Here is a 15,342-nt window from a genome sequence, read left to right on the forward strand (position 1 = left end):
CCCATTACTGCGTTCCAACCATTTGAAAGAGGTTAAATATTCCTGCACGGTTGCGCCTTGTCCTGAGCCCTCTCTCAGTCGCTGAACACGACAAATAAATGGGTTTCGAGTACGGGGGCTTATTTAAAGAACTCACCCAGCTGATCCAGAATATCCGGCTCCTCCCTGACTCGGCGAGGTTCTTCTTGCTCAGTCGACTCAGTAATACCAAGCAGCTTCACTGCTGAATTAGCAATACCCAGCCAGTTTTCTGCGGAGATTTCCTTTTTACCCGTGTTATTTCGATGCTCCTTCGCGTATTGAATAGCTTCTTGAGCATTGGTTACAGGCTTGTCTTTCTCACCAGCCTGGCCCAACAGAGGGACCAACATCAGGGTACAGACCGTTAATAATCGTTTCATGAGTATGGGTTCTATTTTTGAAAATACTGCTTTCAAAGTAGCACCTATTGACTGAACACCTGGCTCTTAAGGCTTCAAAGATCTGTCAATAAAGCTTCTTCATAATGACACATCCCTTTTTTAGCCTGATCTGACAACTCTAAAAAACACCTGACACGGATGGATCATGGCCATAACAAGACGACGCTTCTTTCAGGGGGCCGCCCTGGGGATCGCAACATTGCCACTACTCAAGACATTTGCGAGTACCCATCAACCTTTTCAGCACGGTATAGCCAGTGGCGACCCTCTGGCTGACCGGGTGATCCTCTGGACTCGGATCACACCCGATGCAGATCCCGACTTTCAGCAGGCCATTGTTCCCTATTCCTGGGAAATGGCCCTGGACCCGCAAATGAACCAGATAGTCCAGTCTGGCCAGGGAGTCACCGGGCCACAAGTCGACTACACCGTCAAGATCGATGCCGAAGGTCTGGTATCAGGCACTGTTTACTACTACCGTTTTTCCTCCAACGGCAAACTCTCACCGGTTGGCAGACCCCGCACATTGCCAGAGGGGCATCTGAGCCGGTTGCGACTGGCTTTCTGTTCCTGCTCCAACTACCCCGCAGGTTACTTTAACGTTTACCGGGAGATTGCCAGAAGACCTGAACTGGACGCCGTTCTTCATCTTGGTGACTACATCTATGAATACGGCCCCGGGGGTTATGGCACAGGAAACAATCTTGGCCGGGACCCCATTCCTGCAAAGGAAATAACCGTCCTTCAGGACTACCGTCAGCGTTACGCTCAGTATCGAACCGATCCGGACCTGCAGGAAGTTCATCGACAGCACCCTTTTATCTGTGTCTGGGATGATCATGAATCGGCCAATGACGCTTGGAAAGGAGGCGCTCAGAACCATAACGATGGTGAGGGGGCCTGGGAATCACGCCGTAACGACGCTATCCAGACCTACTTTGAGTGGATGCCCATCAGGGAGAGCGGCATCATTGATCATTTCGGGCACAAAACCATCTACAGACGTTTCCGGTTTGGCGACCTGATTGATCTCTTTATGCTGGACACCCGACTGGCTGGCAGAGATCAGCAGGCTCTGCCACTGGATGTAAAAGTGGCTAAAGATCCATCTCGAAGCTTGCTGGGACTGGACCAGGAACAATGGCTGCACAATGGCTTAAGCCAATCCATGAATGAAGGGGTTCGCTGGCGGGTACTGGGGCAACAAGTCATGATGTCACAACTCACCATCAGTCAGGACCTCCCCATTAATATGGATCAATGGGACGGCTACCAGGCATCCCGACAACGTTTATTCGATCATATTCAAAATCAGGGCATCAATAATCTGATGGTCCTGACAGGCGATATTCACAGCTCATGGGCATTTGATCTTGCCCCGAAACCACACTTTCCCCATTACGGCCGAATTTCAGGCTATGGAGCTCTGGGTGGGGAGTTTGTAACTCCGGGCGTCACATCTGGATTTGCGGAAAAGTCAGATCTTGCAAAAGTGGGCTCTGCAGCTCTGGATGGTGTACTGCCAAATCTGAAATGGACCAATCTCACGGAGCGGGGTTATGTCCTTCTGGACATCAGTCATAGTCGGGCGAAAGCTCACTGGTATCATGTAGACACCGTCACCAGCAGACATTACAACCACTATTTACTATGAAAATACCGCTATTTCGGGCTCTGTAGCCATTTTCATGGTTCGAGGTGAGCGGCATTTCCGGCTCATGGCTGTTTGAAGAGAATGTACAAACAGAAGGACGGTGACAATCACATCCACAGAATCTGGTCAGCAAGCGGCCCGGGAGAGCCACCTGCTCCAGCACCTGATCTTGCCAATTTGTTTGAAGGGTTCAGACAACGTTATTACAGCTAGGAGCCTGTCGGACTTACCACTGACCTACTGCGAAAAAGCCAGATTTGGCCATTTTTTATGATTCTTTTCGTTGAATAGCTCGCTATTCGCCTCAAATAATCATAAAAACTGTCTCAAACCGGACTTTTTCTCGCTACGGTCGGCTAAGTCCGACAGACTCCTAGCCCGGATATTCCATAAACTGCCCCGAATCTCGCGCAGGTCTTTGTCGCTCTGAGGAATTTTGTAAGAGAGCGCCGTACCGGGGAGTACGGTCGACTGAGTAAAACTCCCTTAGAGCGGCAAAGGGCAAGTGAGAGCGGGAGCATGCTTATGAAATATCCGGGCCAACGCTTACTGAAGTTATTTAACAGATGACATTGTTAAAACCTTCGGTAAAATCAGGTTTTTCGGTAGTCTGATTCTCTCTTTTTTCCAGCTATGGGTTTCAACACAAGACGCCCATGCCCAAGAAAACGGGGCAAGAATCAGACTGCAGTGTATGCTTAACTATATGTATCGCAGTAAGAGCTGAACTCACGACTTGAATACCCAGATCCAGGCACCACAGACAAAAAATGCAGGCAAAACCTGTCAGTTTCTCCTCGAACCGGACGACCCTCGTCGATTCGCAGAGCTATGCGGACAATTCAATCAACACCTTAAACAGATAGAACAGCGCCTTGGTGTTGATATCCGTTATCGTGGCAACCAATTCACGGTTAAAGGTGAAGATAAGAATGCTCAGGCCGCTACCGAGATTCTCAAGCGCCTGTATAGGGAAACCGGTAATACAGAACACCTTACTGCTGAGACAGTGCATCTCTACCTTCAGGAATCAGCCGTTGAATGGGTTCACGAGCCCAAACCTGACAACCTGATTACCCTGCGCACCCGTAAAGGCACGGTTACCCCCAGGGGTGAGAACCAGCAGAGATATGTCCGTTCCATCCTGGATCACGATATCAATTTTGGTATTGGCCCGGCAGGGACCGGTAAAACGTATCTGGCTGTTGCTGCTGCGGTGCAGGCTCTGGAAGAAGAGGAAATTCGGCGAATCCTGCTGGTCAGACCCGCTGTAGAGGCCGGCGAAAAGCTGGGCTTTCTTCCGGGTGACCTGTCGCAGAAGATCGACCCATACCTGCGACCTCTCTATGATGCCCTTTATGAAATGCTCGGCTTTGAGCGAGTGGATAAACTAATCGAGAAGAATGTGATTGAGGTTGCACCTCTGGCTTATATGCGTGGCCGTACCCTCAACAATTCCTACATTATTCTTGATGAGGCTCAGAACACCACACCGGAACAGATGAAAATGTTCCTGACCCGTATCGGCTTTGGCTCTACAGCCGTGATTACCGGTGACATTACCCAGGTCGACCTGCCTAGAGGCACCCGTTCTGGTCTGGCTCATGCCATTGATGTCCTGAAAGGCGTTGAGGGTATCGGCTTCACCTGGTTTAGTGCCAAAGACGTCGTCCGTCACCCGATTGTTCAGAGAATTGTTCAGGCCTATGATCGCTTTGATCAGAGTAACCAGAACAACTCGGCTCCAGGGGGCTAGTAATGTCTGCAGACGTGCATGTTGACGTACAAATCGCCAGTGAGAGTGCCGAACTTCCTGCTGAAGTTGATCTCCAGAAATGGGCCTCTGCGGCGGTGGGTGATCACCGCAATGAAGCCGAAGTCAGTCTGCGTATTGTCGACATCGAGGAAGGCTCAGAGCTCAACCAGCAATGGCGCGAGAAAGAAGGCCCTACCAACGTTCTGTCCTTTCCATCCGATTTACCCGAAGAGCTGAACCTGCCTCTGCTGGGCGACTTGGTGATTTGTGCGCCCGTAGTCGAGCGTGAAGCTCGGGAGCAGAACAAACCCCTGCAGGCCCACTGGGCACATATGATGGTTCATGGCACACTGCACCTGCTGGGTTATGACCATATTGAAGAAGACGAAGCTGAGGCAATGGAGTCGTTGGAAACATCGATCCTTCAAAGTCTTGGTTTTCCTGATCCGTACCAGTCTGAAGCAGACATGGACGACTGAAATACTGTTTATTCCCCTCGTGGAATAACAGTTTTCATGGTAAAAGAACGGATCATAATCCTAGGAGAGGCTGGCTGAACCATGACGATGTTGGACACAACAGATCATGAGAAGGCCATCACGGTAATACAAGGTAATGAACGACGACACTGCGCCGGGCGACTCGCCCGCCCCAACATGGAAAGATAAACTGACGGCTCTGTTCAGTCAGGACCCTCAGAACCGGAGTGAGTTGTTGACGCTGCTCAACGACGCCGGACTCAGAGGCATTATTGACCATGAAGCCCTCAGCATTATTGAGGGGGCTGTTCAGGTTGCCGATATGCAGGTCAGGGAAATCATGATCCCCCGCTCACAGATGGTCTGTGTTGATGAAGATCAGGAGCCCCGGGATTTTCTGCCTAAGGTGATCGAATCGGCTCACTCCCGCTTTCCTGTCATCGGCGATACCAAAGACGAAATTATCGGCATACTCCTGGCCAAGGACCTTCTCCCGCTGATTCTTCAGAATGGCAAGTTCAATATCAAGGATCATCTACGTCCCGCTACTTTCATCCCTGAGAGCAAGCGCCTGAATGTTCTCCTGAAAGAGTTTCGGACCAACCGCAATCACATGGCCATTGTCATTGATGAGTTTGGTGGCGTGGCCGGCCTGGTCACCATTGAAGATGTGCTCGAACAGATTGTCGGGGACATAGAAGACGAGCACGATGTTGATGAAGACAGCTTTATCAAACCGGTAGAAGAACAGGCTCGCACTTTTATTGTCAAGGCCCTGACGCCTATTGAAGACTTTAACGAGCACTTTGAATCCAAATTCAGTGATGAAGAGTTCGATACCATTGGCGGTATTGTCCTTCAGGAGTTTGGGCATATGCCTAAACGGAATGAGTTTGTAGAAATTGCCGGCTTCCGTTTTGATGTTCTGAACTCTGACGGGCGGCGTATACGCCTGTTGCGGGTCAGCGCTGTCTAGTTCAAAATCTGATCTCTGGGGTCCTGTCAGGCCAATCTTTCGAAATAAACTCTGACAGGCTCCAGCTAACACCTTATTCATAAGCCATGAAAACGGTGTTTTCTTCCATGAGCCTTTATTCAAGCAAACACAGACATCGCTTTTCGATAGACTGTGCCGTTAAAGCTTGTTCTGTAATGCAGTATTAGAATAGTGAGAACCTGATGACTCTGGATCAATGGCTGGCTTATTTAATGGCCTCTCTTGTACTGATTTTGATACCAGGCCCAGATACCTTCCTGGTAGCAGCCTGGAGTGCCGCTAAAGGCTTCAAGGCCGGTATTCAGGCAGCCCTGGGGACAGTATCCGGCATTCTGGTTCACACCGCTGCAGCTACTCTGGGTCTTTCCGCCATTCTATCGAGCTCTGCAATGGCATTTACGGCAGTCAAAATCATGGGAGCGCTATACCTCGTTTACTTGGGTATTAAAACCATCAGGGAAGGCATAGCTTCTGCTCCTAAAAATGATGTTCGGAACAAACGAAGCAATCCATTCCTGCAGGCCTTGCTGACCAATGTGCTCAACCCGAAAGTTGCATTATTCTTCCTGGCCTTTTTACCTCAGTTTATCGACCCTTCCAGAGCCGTTGAAAACCAGCTGCTGGCACTGGGCACTGCCTTCTCGATCCTGACCACCATTTATTACGTATCACTGGTTTTCCTGGCTGGGAAAATTGCCAGAAAGATGGGACAAAACGTGATGGTGCAGACCCTGGCCAAGTGGCTGGGAGGACTCATGATGATTGGCTTTGGACTCAGACTTGCTCTGGCCAGTAACCGCTGAGGCAACCTGACTTTCGCGTAACCATTTTATGAACCAAAAAACGCTCTACTTCGGTCACCTTGCCACTCTGTTGGCTGGTAGCCTTTTCCCGCTGGGCTTCAGTCCATTTAACATCTGGCCTGTTTTGATAGTTGCAACTGCGGCAGGCTTTGCTTTTACCCGCTCTGAAACAGTCAAAACAACCACTGTCCGTGGTCTTTTGTTTGGACTGGGCCTCTTTGGCACAGGGACTTCCTGGGTTTATATCAGCATTCATAATTTTGGCGCAGCTTCGGTACCCCTTGCAGGTTTACTGACGGCACTGTTCGTCATTATTCTGGCAAGCCTGCTGGTGATGCCGCTTTTCTATCTTTATGCCAAACTCAGGGATCGATTCAGTATTCAAACACCCTGGCAGCAGGCACTGCTTTTTGCCGGATTGTGGACCCTGTTTGAATGGGTTCGTAGTTGGTTGTTAACCGGCTTTCCCTGGCTGCTCCAGGGTTATTCATTGCTCGACACCCCCATTCAATCGTGGGCACCTGTCGTTGGTGTGTTTGGATTAAGTCTTCTCATGGCGACGACCGCTGCATTGATTACTGCAACATTGGTCACTGATCGAACCAAACGAAGTCCTTCTTTGATTGCTCTTTCCATTACATTGCTGTTCTGGGTTGCTTCGGTGCCACTGAGCAAAATACAGTGGACTCAGCCCATGGGAGAGATCAGTTTCAGCGCTGTGCAGGGAAATATTCCCCAACTGTTAAAATGGGATCCGGGCCATGTTCAAGAAACACTGAATACTTACTACGGTCTTTCAGAAGATGAGTGGAGCCAGGAGCTGATTATCTGGCCCGAGAATGCCATCCCTCTTTTCTACAGTCAGGCCCGGTCAGTACTCAACCAGCTCGATAGAAAAGCAGCTGAAAATAACAGTGCCCTGATTCTCGGGCTGCCCATCGACGAGCGCTCAGATACCTCTGACTCATTAGCCAGCGAGAAATATTACAACGGCATTGTAGCCATGGGTTTGGGTAAGGGCCGCTATTACAAGCAGAAGCTGGTACCTTTTGGCGAGTACGTTCCTCTTGAATCCGCTTTTCGTGGTCTGATCCGCTTTTTTGACCTGCCTATGTCGGCTTTCAGCCCTGGACATAGCAGCCAGGAAAAGCTGCGAATCCCAAACGCAATGATCACAGCCTACATTTGTTACGAAGTGGTCTACCCGGACTTTGCCGCCCGTCAGGCAAAAGACAGTGGCTTATTAATTACCATCAGCAATGACACCTGGTTCGGCAAATCCATTGGCCCAGAGCAGCACTTTCAGATGGCTCGTATGCGTTCTCTGGAAACAGGGCGATACATGATTCGTGCTACCAATGATGGTATCAGCGCCCTAATAGACGATAAGGGTCAGGTTAGTGAAAGTATCGAGCGATTCAAACCTGGTGTACTGAGAGGCACAGCAGAAGTCATGAAAGGGAATACCCCCTTTATGCTATTGGGATCCTGGCCTGTGGTATTTTTGAGTCTACTAATGATCATAGTCGCTGGCTTCTGCGCCAGAAGATCAGGTTCTTATTCAGAAAAATCATAGGCAGTTGGCAGAACTCTATCCTCTTGCTGAAGCGCAGGGATTTTTCACAGACAGCTCAATATTTTTCTGATCACTGAATACTGTTAGCTAAAAAAAGGGGGACCTCACAGTCACCCTTTTTTATTCAGCAATCACTTAATGAAAAATCAAACAACGCCTAGTTCTTTCAGTCGTTCCATCAGATAGCTGTGCTGAGTATGACGCTCAGATAAGACTACCTCACTGCGAGGATGCAGGAACAAAGGCAAAGACATTCTGGATTGCTCACTCTTGCCACCGGTCGGGTTAATAACCCTGTGACTGGTGGAAGGGAAATACCCTACGGACGCTTCCTGCAGCATATCACCGGTATTGATGATCAGGTAACCGAACTTTGACGGGACATCGACCCAGGAGCCGTCTTTCAACTGTACCTGCAAACCGGGTTCACTGGCTGCAGGCAAAATGGTCAGCAGGTTGATGTCTTCATGAGCCGCAGCGCGAATAGCACCGGGTTCTTCTTCGCCAGTGAATGGAGGGTAGTGAAGAACTCTAAGCAGAGTATTAGGGGTGTCTTCAATCATATGAGGTAATGGCTCAGAAAAGCCTTTAGCGACATCAGCTGGAGCATTCTTCTCAACCCAATGCAGAAGCTCACCCGCCAACGTGGAAGTCTGGTCATAATAACCTTTGATTTCTGATGCCAGCTCAGCAGGAATCCGACCCCACGGGTAAATATGATAATACTCTTTAAGATCCTTTTTCTCGTGGCCCTTGGCTATTTCAGAAACCTCAGGTGGAAAGTAACCATCCTGTTTTTCAGGATCAAAAAGAAAATCCTGCTTGGCAGGTGAGTTAAAAAAGTTTAACCAGTTATCATAAATAGACTGAACCAGGTCCTGACTCAGAGGATGATTGGTTAAAACGGCAAAGCCCGTTTCACGAAGGGATTCAACAAACTTCTGAGGTGCATCTGTGGCCGTATAATCGACTACCTGAACGTCCATTATCCTAATATCCGGTGCGTAAAAAGTCGCAGGATACTATCTTTTCCAATAACAAAAGAACAGACTTTATACAGCGATAACATCGCCTGATTACTTTCATTGAAAAGATTGATTTCTGATTCTTCAATATCAGCCGCCGATAAGCTGTATAGGGTCTATGATAGTGGCGTTCACATTCGAATTCCGGACTGGGTATGGTTCCGAATCAATGAAAAACTCCAACATCATGCTAAAGCCCTGGCGACATTTGACTCTGGCACTACTACTGGCACTACTAATGGGACAGTCGACAGCCATGTACAGCTCAACAGAACCCTCATCCGGGGTACGAATTGAACGTGACAGCCTGGGAGAAGTGGCTGTCCCCAAGGACGCTCTGTACGGTGCCCAGACCCAGCGAGCCGTTGAAAACTTTCCTGTCAGTGGCCAGCCGCTGCCCCACCCTTTTATTGAAGCCATTGTTCGAATCAAAAAAGCGGCAGCCCGAACCAACCAGTCTCTGGACTTACTGGCTGACGAAAATGCCCTGGCCATTATCGAAGCGGCAGACATTCTTATTGAAGGTAAATATGCTGATCAGTTTCCTATTGATGTCTATCAAACCGGATCCGGAACCAGCAGCAATATGAACGTGAACGAAGTCATCAGTAATCTGGTGAATCGTTCTTCAGGATTAAAAATCTCGCCCAATGATCACGTCAATATGGGACAAAGCAGTAATGACGTGATTCCTTCTGCTATTCATGTGTCCACCGCATTGCTGGTGAATAAACACTTGCTGCCAGCACTGGATCACCTTCTGGAAGTGATGGAAAAGCGAAGGGTAGAACTTGAGAATACGGTAAAAACCGGCAGAACCCATATGATGGACGCTATGCCGGTTACCTTTGGCCAGGAAATCAGTGGCTGGATGGCACTGCTCAACAATGACAGACAGAGAATTAAGCAGACCCTTGAACGTCTCTACCAACTGACTCTTGGTGGAACCGCAGTGGGCACCGGAACCAATACCCACCATGACTTTGCGAAAAAAGCCAGCAAGCAACTGAGCCAGGACACCGGCCTGCCTTTTAAACCTGCCAACAATTTCTTTGCCGCCCAGAGCATGCCAGCCACCGCTCTTGAGCTGTCTTCTGATCTTCGCAGCGTAGCGGTATCACTCATGAAGATCGCCAATGACCTGCGCCTGATGAACAGCGGTCCACTGGCTGGGTTTGGTGAAATCGAGCTGCCTACGCTGCAGCCGGGTTCCAGCATTATGCCTGGCAAGGTTAATCCGGTTATTTCTGAATCGGTCACCATGGCTGCAGCCCAGATTATAGGCCTGGATTCAGCCATAGCGATTGCAGCCCAGTCCGGTAATTTTCAGCTAAACGTCATGCTTCCATTGATTGCCAACAACCTGATTAATAGCATTACCCTGGCAACCAACAGCAGCATGATTCTCGCCGACAAGGCCATAGCCGGATTCACCGTTAAGGAAGCTCATATCAAGGAAACATTGAGCCGTAATCCAGTGCTGGTCACTGCCCTGAACCCAGTGATTGGTTATATGCAAGCGGCAGAAATTGCCAAACAGGCGTATCGCGAAAAACGTCCTGTACTGGAAGTAGCCAAGGAAAAAACCGGTATGTCGGAAGAGGCTTTGAAAAAGTTTCTGGATCCGGGCCGAGCTACGAAAGGTGGCATTGCAAAATGATCAACCGATTTAAAGGAGGTTGGTTCACCCAGCCTTCTTTAAATCATGCCAGACTATTAAATCCCCTTCTATCTTGAAATCTTTGACCTATTTCAGCTGGCTTTCTTCAAACAAACCAACCTGTGTTTCTGACAATTTCATTGCCTGATATTTTCCAGCGGTTCCTGACTCAAATGATTTTCTATACATCCCAGATACCTGAAGTTTTCCTTCTATCTTTCTGGTAATTCCCTGATAGACCACATGAATATCCAGAAGATCTAACAGGGATTCAATGCTGTCTTCATTCCAAAATGAGCAATATTCTTCCAATAATGGCGATATCAAAATAACTCTGCTCCATCTATCGACTGGTCAACCAATACCAGGTTAACCCCAGATATTCATGGAGGGCTAACTCACTGACCCGAAGATTTCGGACTCTGGGTATCCAATAGGACAGTTTCTGCCAGGGAATCTCTTTCCAGGTAAAAGCTGTGGGTGCCGGAATAACATGGAAGCCAGCTCTTTTAAAACTCATCACTGAGCGAGGCATATGCCAGGCGTGAGTAACAAGGACTACTGTTTTCAACTCATCTCCCAGAATACTTTTGCTGTTCTGCGCATTTTCCCAGGTGGTCATGCTCTGATTCTCTATCCAGCTGACTTCTACGCCGTAGTCATTTTTTAGTACTCGAGCCATCGTTTCCGCCTCAGCTCGATCACCGCCTCCCGTTACCAGAATGGGTACATTACACTCCCTGTTCAACAAGGCTGTATAACGAATTCTTTCCAGTGATAAAGGCGTTGGCTGATAGCCATCGAGTTCAGGCGAGCTTCTGGGTCTTCCCCCACCCAATAACACCATGGCATCAGCCTTTTTGCAGGTATCAAGATCTACGGGAGGGTATATTTCCAGTCCTCTGGACAACAGATTGGCAACGGGCGTAACAGAAAGCAGGTAGAGTAAAATCAGGGCGATCCATGCCAGCCAGCCCAGCGTTGCTTTAAAGGTAAATCCCACAATCAGCATCCAGACAATGTTCACAGGAGGGAGCAGACTTAACTTTAGAAACGACCTGAGAGGCAACCCTATGGCATTCAGAAAACCCTGCAATGGTCTATCCTCAGTCGATTAAGCCTGTAGAAGCTACGTTTAACCATGAAATATTCCGCTATCCCTGATACGGGCTGTCCATCCGTTTCAGAACTGATCGCCGGGCTCATTCAACCTACCTTGAAGCCAATACGGGTACTCATTTGTGTATTGTTGTTGAGTGGTACCCAGTTACTTCAGGCAGAGATCACCCTGATCCCTGAAAGAAAGAATCCCCTACCTCTTGTATCGGACACTGAACTGGATCCTCTGACCACCCGTGACATCCATAAGCGTTATCCCAAAGGCTTTCGTATTTTCACCAACAATATAACACCTTTAATGCGAAAAAAGCTTAACCGGCTAGCCAGTGAAGATTACCAGATTCAGTACGTGCAGCCTGACAGTAGTGAGTTGAGAAAAATGACAGTATCCGTCGTTCAAAATGACGGTTTTTCTCACTTTCTGATTAAGGTTTTGGGAGAAAAGCCCGGTTGTGCCCCTTTCCTCAGCCAGGAAATGATGGAATACGGCACCCGGAAAAATGGTCGCCCTCTGATCAAGAAAATATCGAAACTGCCCTCTCTGACCACCAAAGACCTGCAGTCATTAGTTCAGGAGCATCACTGGTGGATCAATATTGGTTATGATGGTTACCAGAGCGCTCCCCAAGCCGTCATGGGGTGGTTACATAAGGCGGGCAATGACAATACAAAACTGATTAGCGCCGGTTTGAAAGACTGCTCAGTCACCTTGACGAAGGCGCAGCTTGATGAGTTCAGTCAACTTACTGCCCTCTCTTACCTGAACAATACTGTGCGTGGTTTGTTCTATAGCAAACAGGGTTCGTCATTAACCCATTATCGTACTGTGGCCATCGAATCTCTGAATAAGTCCGGCAAAAAAAACCAATAAACCTGCTTACTGTCCGCTCTATCTCAATGGTTTTTTCATCATGTCAGGTAAGCATTACTGCGGCTCAAGACTGTTTGATCAGAAATAGATCCTGACAACTCATCGGAAATCACGAACTAAAGTCCTACTCAAGACATGAGTTAATTCAACCACTGACAACTCTGTATTGAAGTGGCCTTATGACTGAAAAAGAGAAAATGCTGGCAGGTATGGATTACCTGGCATTTGATCCCGAGCTGACTCAGGATCGTCTGAGAGCCAAGAAGCTTTGTCACCGTTTCAATCAGATCGCACCTGATGAAAAGGCGTTACAAGAGCAAGTTCTCAAAGAATTTCTGGGCACTGTTTCAGACGTCTGGATAGAACCATTGTTCTTCTGTGATTATGGCTACAACATTCACCTGGGAGAGAACTTCTACGCCAATCATCACTGCATCATTCTTGACGGAGCTAAAGTCACCATTGGTAATAATGTGCTGTTTGGTCCTAACGTCACAATCAGCACTGCGGGACACCCTCTGGACGCAGTTACCCGAAACACTGGCCTGGAATTCTGCAAACCCATCACCATAGGTGATAACGTCTGGCTGGGAGCCAATGTCACTGTCAATCCGGGAGTGACTATTGGCGATAATGCCGTGATTGGAGCAGGCAGTGTGGTGACTCGTGACATCCCTGCAAATAATGTGGCAGTCGGTGCTCCCTGCAGAGTTATTAAGTCTGTTGATGATTATGTATTGATTTGCTCGGACAGATGACGGAATAGTTAAACATAGAAAAATAAGACCAGCCAAACCATTCCAAGACAAAGAAGCCATTTCATCAGTCAAAGATAATGAAATGGCTTTCACGATAAGCTAGTGGACTCTTCGTACTCAGTGCAATTTGTAATCCTGAGCGTATTCTATGTGTACTTTCTGCTCTGTTCTGCTCTTGACCAGTTCCATACTGCTGCCTGAATCCGGATACGACAGATATACGATCATAGAGTCATGACTGTGCTGGATATCCATATCTTCTGGCTGCAGTCCAGGAGCAATATGGACAGTCACCTCATCATATTCTGGCCGGATGTTAAGTGATCTAAAGCCCTTGCTCGTATTAAACCAGTACTCTGGCTGATCCAAAGCATCTTTGGAACTACTGACGCAATGCTTCAGCCTTCCTATTCTTTGCTCCATAGCCGGCGCGTAATAAGCAGCCAGTGAATGCTTCCTCATTCTTTGGTGAGCGGCCGTGAATTCAACAAACGACTCTAAGATACGAGTGTTTGGGTCCCCATGCTTTGTTTTGTCCCAGGGGTCGAAGTCTTCTTCGATCTTGAAATGAAAAGTACTGATATGCCCCTTATAACTGGCGGCCATTATGACATTTTCCGGCTGTTCCTCTGTCACGCCCCCCACTTCAACACCATTGGTAACCTGGTCGACTACGTATAGGGTAGAAACTGAACCATTGACCACCACTTCAGACAAATCACAATTATTCAGAGCATTGAACTGACCTTCAGGAGAAAGGGCCATATAGTGATTCAAAGCCCCAGGCAAAAGCCTTACCTGTTTTTTTCCTTCAAGCGTCAGTCTGGATAACTTTCCCCCTCTGTTCAAAGCCAGTTGCTGATGACCTGTACCAGCGCCCAGCACAGGGATGCCTTTGAGAATGCTCAAGTCATACAGCAATTGATAGACTCTTTCATCGCTAGTCAAAGATTCTGCATCCTGCTGATCCAATCCAAAAGACTCAGTCAAGGAGTACGGAACAGTATGAAAACTGTCTCTCCCATCGGGCATGACAATGCCATCCAGAGAAGCAAGAAGCCGCTCATTCTTCACCAGTTTTTCATTCATAGTTACGAAAAAAACATCCAACTTTTGACTATGCTCCTCAGCCATTTTTCTTATGTGTTCAGAAAAATCCAGGTCAAAAGCAGCCATACCTATAACCGTGAAAGGCTTGCTGTCCAGAGTGGAAAGAGCTTTTTCAGCCAGGTCATCATGACCGGAGGAGAACATCAATCTGAGAGAGATAGACTCTTTGGTTTCGCCAACCAAGAGCTTGATGAGACTAATCCATAACTCTTCTGACATTTCGATCAAATCTGAATCATTCGATTGCCGGAGATAAGTAAACAACTCACTGAAACTGCAGTTGTTATCGTGAATCAAAAAGTGACGCAATTCATCGTGGGACCCGAATGACTCAGGAATACGACATTCAACTTTATCTTTAGCCTCCTTCTCTTCCACTCCATCTACATCTTGCTTATCCACCTTGAGATCTTGTTCATCACCTTCCTCATCTGAGGAACCACTTTCAGTAATTTTTATCGTCTTCCCTAAGAAATACTCATGGTTCGAAATGCTTTCAAGCAAAGAACCTGGGTCAGGAGCGAAAGGTGCAAGGGGATGGACTCTGAGTGCATACATAGATTCAATAAGCTCTGAATACTCATTAATCAACAGCTCTACCTGATCTTCCTTAATATCTAGTTTTTCAAGATGCTCATAATGAAAACCATCTTGATCAATCATTGACATAAGAGTGATCATTTTCATTAAGTTAGATTGCTCAGGTGCCTGAGCCATATGCTCTGAAGTAAAAGAAGGTTGCGCTATAGCTACAGTCCACTGTATCAGCAAAGCTATAGCTGAAAGAAACAGTGTTTTATTGCTCATACCTGACCCCGTCCTATCGACTGATTTAGAATCCGTATGGATAGTACTAGTTCAATTTTCAAATCAAGCAAGCAGCATCTTTGGTCAGGATTTCACTTGAGACAGAGATTCATTCTTCTTTCTTATAGCCTGTAAGCTGTACCTCCTTAGCCCTCTTTCAAAATCTCATAGGCTATTAGGGCTAAGTTACCTTTAATGGTTGCATGAACTATAATCTCATAGTCTTTTACTTCCAGAGGAGCTGGTTATGCAATATCCACTCTTCAAACAGTTTATTAATGCCTCTTCTTCATTAACTCGCCAAC

14 protein-coding genes are annotated in these 15,342 nt (G+C 47.6%); 9 read left to right on the top strand and 5 right to left on the bottom strand.

Going from position 1 to position 15,342, the window contains the following annotated elements:
• Positions 1-119 precede the first annotated feature (119 nt).
• Entirely contained in the window at positions 120-401 is a 282-nt protein-coding gene (locus tag ACR2PX_RS26315; protein WP_434002329.1) for a hypothetical protein, read from the bottom strand.
• A 166-nt stretch (positions 402-567) separates the two neighbouring features.
• On the opposite strand from ACR2PX_RS26315, the gene ACR2PX_RS26320 reads away from it, so the two are divergent.
• From ACR2PX_RS26320 to lnt, 6 genes are all read left to right on the top strand, one after another.
• On the top strand, positions 568-2,076 hold the full coding sequence (locus ACR2PX_RS26320) for an alkaline phosphatase D family protein (RefSeq protein WP_434002330.1): 1,509 nt from the start codon (positions 568-570) through the stop codon (positions 2,074-2,076).
• 736 nt (positions 2,077-2,812) lie between these two features.
• Positions 2,813-3,832 carry a PhoH family protein gene (locus ACR2PX_RS26325; RefSeq protein WP_434002331.1) on the top strand — a complete coding sequence of 340 codons (1,020 nt, stop codon included), beginning with the start codon at positions 2,813-2,815 and terminating at the stop codon, positions 3,830-3,832.
• 2 nt (positions 3,833-3,834) lie between these two features.
• Complete coding sequence (gene ybeY, locus ACR2PX_RS26330) at positions 3,835-4,311, top strand: rRNA maturation RNase YbeY (RefSeq protein ID WP_434002332.1); 477 nt, start codon at positions 3,835-3,837, stop codon at positions 4,309-4,311.
• A 136-nt stretch (positions 4,312-4,447) separates the two neighbouring features.
• Entirely contained in the window at positions 4,448-5,287 is an 840-nt protein-coding gene (locus tag ACR2PX_RS26335; protein ID WP_434002333.1) for an HlyC/CorC family transporter, read from the top strand.
• A 203-nt stretch (positions 5,288-5,490) separates the two neighbouring features.
• The gene (locus ACR2PX_RS26340) at positions 5,491-6,111 is read left to right on the top strand and encodes a LysE family translocator (protein ID WP_434002334.1); all 621 of its coding nucleotides are present in this window, start codon (positions 5,491-5,493) and stop codon (positions 6,109-6,111) included.
• 28 nt (positions 6,112-6,139) lie between these two features.
• Positions 6,140-7,687 carry an apolipoprotein N-acyltransferase gene (lnt, locus tag ACR2PX_RS26345; RefSeq protein WP_434002335.1) on the top strand — a complete coding sequence of 516 codons (1,548 nt, stop codon included), beginning with the start codon at positions 6,140-6,142 and terminating at the stop codon, positions 7,685-7,687.
• Between the two features lie 146 nt (positions 7,688-7,833).
• On the opposite strand, the gene ACR2PX_RS26350 is transcribed toward lnt, so the two are convergent.
• Positions 7,834-8,673: a 2OG-Fe(II) oxygenase family protein gene (locus ACR2PX_RS26350; RefSeq protein ID WP_434002336.1), complete on the bottom strand. Its 840-nt coding sequence runs from the start codon at positions 8,671-8,673 to the stop codon at positions 7,834-7,836.
• Between the two features lie 295 nt (positions 8,674-8,968).
• Between ACR2PX_RS26350 and ACR2PX_RS26355 the strand changes: the two genes are divergently transcribed.
• Positions 8,969-10,372, top strand: a complete 1,404-nt coding sequence (locus ACR2PX_RS26355; protein WP_434002342.1) for a class II fumarate hydratase — start codon at positions 8,969-8,971, stop codon at positions 10,370-10,372.
• 87 nt (positions 10,373-10,459) lie between these two features.
• Here the strand turns inward: ACR2PX_RS26355 and ACR2PX_RS26360 are convergent, their stop codons facing one another.
• Together ACR2PX_RS26360 and ACR2PX_RS26365 are read right to left on the bottom strand one after the other, a co-directional pair.
• Positions 10,460-10,699 carry a hypothetical protein gene (locus ACR2PX_RS26360; protein ID WP_434002337.1) on the bottom strand — a complete coding sequence of 80 codons (240 nt, stop codon included), beginning with the start codon at positions 10,697-10,699 and terminating at the stop codon, positions 10,460-10,462.
• Between the two features lie 16 nt (positions 10,700-10,715).
• Positions 10,716-11,468, bottom strand: coding sequence for a YdcF family protein (locus tag ACR2PX_RS26365; protein ID WP_434002338.1), 753 nt, complete (start codon positions 11,466-11,468; stop codon positions 10,716-10,718).
• A 45-nt stretch (positions 11,469-11,513) separates the two neighbouring features.
• On the opposite strand from ACR2PX_RS26365, the gene ACR2PX_RS26370 reads away from it, so the two are divergent.
• Both ACR2PX_RS26370 and ACR2PX_RS26375 read left to right on the top strand, forming a co-directional pair.
• Positions 11,514-12,362, top strand: a complete 849-nt coding sequence (locus ACR2PX_RS26370; protein ID WP_434002339.1) for a hypothetical protein — start codon at positions 11,514-11,516, stop codon at positions 12,360-12,362.
• Positions 12,363-12,541: 179 nt separating this feature from the next.
• Entirely contained in the window at positions 12,542-13,120 is a 579-nt protein-coding gene (locus tag ACR2PX_RS26375; protein WP_434002340.1) for a sugar O-acetyltransferase, read from the top strand.
• Between the two features lie 117 nt (positions 13,121-13,237).
• Here the strand turns inward: ACR2PX_RS26375 and ACR2PX_RS26380 are convergent, their stop codons facing one another.
• Positions 13,238-15,037, bottom strand: a complete 1,800-nt coding sequence (locus ACR2PX_RS26380) for a hypothetical protein (RefSeq protein ID WP_434002341.1) — start codon at positions 15,035-15,037, stop codon at positions 13,238-13,240.
• Positions 15,038-15,342: the final 305 nt, after the last annotated feature.

The organism is Endozoicomonas sp. (assembly GCF_051008435.1).
Lineage (GTDB): Bacteria > Pseudomonadota > Gammaproteobacteria > Pseudomonadales > Endozoicomonadaceae > Endozoicomonas_A.

What these genes read in the sequence shown, in the direction of transcription:
- ACR2PX_RS26315 (WP_434002329.1), bottom strand. Translation starts at nt 401, where the DNA reads ATGAAACGATTATTAACGGTCTGTACCCTGATGTTGGTCCCTCTGTTG.
- ACR2PX_RS26320 (WP_434002330.1), top strand. Translation starts at nt 568, where the DNA reads ATGGCCATAACAAGACGACGCTTCTTTCAGGGGGCCGCCCTGGGGATC.
- ybeY (WP_434002332.1), top strand. Translation starts at nt 3,835, where the DNA reads ATGTCTGCAGACGTGCATGTTGACGTACAAATCGCCAGTGAGAGTGCC.
- ACR2PX_RS26335 (WP_434002333.1), top strand. Translation starts at nt 4,448, where the DNA reads ATGAACGACGACACTGCGCCGGGCGACTCGCCCGCCCCAACATGGAAA.
- ACR2PX_RS26340 (WP_434002334.1), top strand. Translation starts at nt 5,491, where the DNA reads ATGACTCTGGATCAATGGCTGGCTTATTTAATGGCCTCTCTTGTACTG.
- lnt (WP_434002335.1), top strand. Translation starts at nt 6,140, where the DNA reads ATGAACCAAAAAACGCTCTACTTCGGTCACCTTGCCACTCTGTTGGCT.
- ACR2PX_RS26350 (WP_434002336.1), bottom strand. Translation starts at nt 8,673, where the DNA reads ATGGACGTTCAGGTAGTCGATTATACGGCCACAGATGCACCTCAGAAG.
- ACR2PX_RS26355 (WP_434002342.1), top strand. Translation starts at nt 8,969, where the DNA reads ATGTACAGCTCAACAGAACCCTCATCCGGGGTACGAATTGAACGTGAC.
- ACR2PX_RS26370 (WP_434002339.1), top strand. Translation starts at nt 11,514, where the DNA reads ATGAAATATTCCGCTATCCCTGATACGGGCTGTCCATCCGTTTCAGAA.
- ACR2PX_RS26375 (WP_434002340.1), top strand. Translation starts at nt 12,542, where the DNA reads ATGACTGAAAAAGAGAAAATGCTGGCAGGTATGGATTACCTGGCATTT.
- ACR2PX_RS26380 (WP_434002341.1), bottom strand. Translation starts at nt 15,037, where the DNA reads ATGAGCAATAAAACACTGTTTCTTTCAGCTATAGCTTTGCTGATACAG.